This is a genomic window from Leptolyngbya sp. FACHB-36 (assembly GCF_014695955.1).
Lineage (GTDB): Bacteria > Cyanobacteriota > Cyanobacteriia > Leptolyngbyales > Leptolyngbyaceae > FACHB-36.
The window spans coordinates 1-2,937 of the sequence record NZ_JACJPG010000528.1 but is presented as its reverse complement, the minus strand read 5'-3'; the positions used below and the strand labels follow the sequence as shown (position 1 = coordinate 2,937).

Genomic DNA, 2,937 nt, shown 5'->3' with positions numbered 1-2,937 from the left:
TAGATGTCGGTAAATTCATCATTGCCTGCGTCCGAACTCACGTGCGTTCTATTAAAAGGAGTATCCTGTGATACGTAGAAAATTGCAACAACCTGTTTCGCTCCGTAATTTTCCTTACGATTTCTTAAGATTTGAGACGAGTGGAACGCGGCTGCTTGAACTGAGATGGGAACCCAGCGATCGGCGAATCTCACACACTATGATGGGAGCGTCGTCTGCTGCGGAATGATGCGATTCCAATCCCTAATTTGCGCTTGGCTGGCAGGAATGCTGCTGTTGGTTGTGCCTGCTCCGGTACAGGCGGCTCCGCTGAATTCGTCTGCCTCTGTGATTCGGGCAAAAACATCCCAGACGGTGTCGCCTCAGCAGGTTTTGGAGGAACTGGCGAACGCCGATGTGGTGTATCTGGGAGAAACCCACGACAGCCCCGAAGATCACCGCGCCCAACTGGAGATCCTGCAAGCGCTGCATCAGAAACGATCGGACTGGACGATCGGCATGGAGATGTTCCAGCGCCCCTATCAAGCCGTTCTTGACGCTTACTTAGCAGGAAACCTCACGGAAGCAGACCTGCAAGAGCGCAGTCAGTACAAAAAACGCTGGGGCTACTCCTGGGAGTTTTACGCAGAGATTTTGCGCTTCGCCAAAGCGCAAGGCTTGCCCGTAATTGCCCTGAATACACCCACTGAGGTTACCCGTAAAGTCTCTCGTCAAGGACTGGAGAGTTTGACACTCAGCGATCGCCGTTTTGTGCCGCCGCTGTCAGCGATCGAGCTGGGACCGCCGGAGTACCGCCAGCGCATGCAGGAGGTTTACGAGCAGATTCACCAGGGCAAAAGCAACAGTCTTAACTTTGAGCGATTTTTTCAGGCACAGGTGCTCTGGGACGAAACGATGGCAGAGCGAATTGCTCAAACGCTTCAGCAAGCACCAAAAACCCGCATGCTTGTGCTGGTGGGACAGGGACATCTCTTCTACGGCGATGGCATTCCCAATCGGGTTGCTCGCCGCGTCCGTCGCCCATCGTTCTCTCAAATTTCGGTGCTGCTGAATCCACCCGATGAGGTGCGGACGCCATCGGATCGTCCAATCGCCGATTACTACTGGATGTCTTCACAGAAGTAGTCAGTCTGCGGGTTTCACGATCGTTGGGCTCGGCAGCATGTAAATGACCCCAGAAACCAATGTCAACGCTACGGCAACCCAGAACGCAACGAGTGTGGGCACCTGCCACGCTGTCGAAAGTGGCGCAATCAGTAGCGCGATCGCCCCGATCTGGCTGACCGTCTTTAACTTGCCCCAGAGGTTAGCGCCAGGGATAGTGCTGCTGTCGCGCAGAGCGGGGTTGACGCGCCATCCTGCGATCGTCAACTCCCGTGCCAGAATCAGAAACACGCCCCATGCAGGAACCTGGTCGAGTTCAATCAGCGCCAGCAGCGGAGCCAGCACCAGCAACTTATCGACGAGCGGGTCGAGAAACTTACCGAGCTCCGTTACTTGGTTAAGCTTGCGAGCGAGATATCCATCCAGCCAATCGGTTCCCGCTGCCACCAAAAATACCGACACCACGACCCAGCGCAATTGCAGTGTGGGATGACTCAATCCATAAAGGATCACTGGCACTGCCAGCAACCGAGAGACAGTAATCCAGGTCGGCAGGTTCATGGTGTTGCGTTCAGGGTAGGGAAATACGATCGCTTCTACCCTACACCTTAGACCTACTGTATGAATGCGGATTTTAGACTTGAAAGGTTCTGGCAGGAGCCTCTAAAATGCGCCTTTCTTCAGCAGCACCGCTTGAATTGTCTTAAGAATCAGGTGTAGATCGTACGCGATCGACCATTTCGTCTGATAGGCAATATCCATACGGACAATCTCCTCAAAGTCCGTCACGCTAGAGCGCCCATTTGCCTGCCACTCCCCAGTAATTCCGGGCTTAACGTTGAGGCGCTTCCAGTGATGCCGCTTGTAGCTGAAGACCTCATCGACGGTGGGCGGGCGCGTACCCACTAAACTCATATCGCCTATCAAAACATTCCAGAACTGTGGCAGCTCGTCTAGGCTAGTGCGACGCAGCAGCCGACCGATCGGGGTAACTCTAGGGTCGTTGCGGTTTTTAAAGATGCCGCCGCTTGCTTCGTTGTGAACCAAATGCTTTAATTTGTCGGCATTCGTAACCATTGATCGAAACTTCCAAATGCGGAAGGCTTTGCCCTGCAAGCCGCAGCGGATCTGGCTGTAAAACACTGGACCGGGATCGTTAAGCTGAATTGCGATCGCCACGGGCACCACCACCACCGCAGTAATCGTCAAACCCACGATCGCTCCGGCAATGTCGATCAGTCGCTTGGTTCTACTGATTGCGGAACAGTGGACGCTGGCAACGTGCGGTATTGCTGCTTGAGTGGGCGTAATCTCAGAAAATTTGCTGAAATACTTCAGTGTTGATAGAGACGGCTCTGAAGAAACGGGAACATCGGTAGACGCAGAAATCGTTGGCTTCATCGAGATTCAGCTTGACTTTCCCACTACCATAAAGAATTGCCGTGATAATCAGCGTTCTCAGGTGTAGTGTTCGTCCAATCTTTGAGTTAGCCAGCTGGTTTTTGAAGTTTCGATAATTTTCTACGCTCATAGCAGTGTGTATAAAGCTACTTGGCACCTCAAAAAGCGGATTTTGGAATGACCTGAGTTTGCGCTAGCTGCTGCGAGACAGCAGCGGCTCCATAGCGATTGAGATGGCTGGGGTCAATGTAGTAATCATGCTGAGAAAGCCAGCGGCGGCTGAGGTCGTAGAAGCGAAACTGCTCGGTTCTGGAGGCGGCTCGCATGAATGTGCGAAACTGCCGCTCATACTCGGTGCGCGATCGATCAAAATACAGTTGTGTCAGCGGCAGATTGACCACGATGAGCGGAATTCGTTTGGCTCTGGCAAAA

General features: G+C 53.1%; 3 protein-coding genes and 1 pseudogene. 1 reads left to right on the top strand and 3 read right to left on the bottom strand.

Annotation, left to right across the window (positions count from 1 at the left end; all coding sequences use genetic code 11):
• Nucleotides 1–225: 225 nt before the first annotated feature.
• Complete coding sequence (locus H6F43_RS15220; protein WP_190343580.1) at nucleotides 226–1,125, top strand: ChaN family lipoprotein; 900 nt, start codon at nucleotides 226–228, stop codon at nucleotides 1,123–1,125.
• Here H6F43_RS15220 and pgsA read toward each other — a convergent pair whose 3' ends face one another.
• The 3 genes and pseudogenes from pgsA to H6F43_RS15205 form a co-directional block, all read right to left on the bottom strand.
• Nucleotides 1,126–1,665, bottom strand: a complete 540-nt coding sequence (gene pgsA, locus H6F43_RS15215; RefSeq protein WP_190343579.1) for a CDP-diacylglycerol--glycerol-3-phosphate 3-phosphatidyltransferase — start codon at nucleotides 1,663–1,665, stop codon at nucleotides 1,126–1,128. It abuts the gene before it with no gap.
• 102 nt (nucleotides 1,666–1,767) lie between these two features.
• The gene (locus H6F43_RS15210) at nucleotides 1,768–2,505 is read right to left on the bottom strand and encodes a sugar transferase (RefSeq protein ID WP_190343578.1); all 738 of its coding nucleotides are present in this window, start codon (nucleotides 2,503–2,505) and stop codon (nucleotides 1,768–1,770) included.
• A gap of 158 nt (nucleotides 2,506–2,663) precedes the next feature.
• Nucleotides 2,664–2,937 (bottom strand): annotated as a pseudogene (locus H6F43_RS15205) (hypothetical protein); the annotation flags it as partial.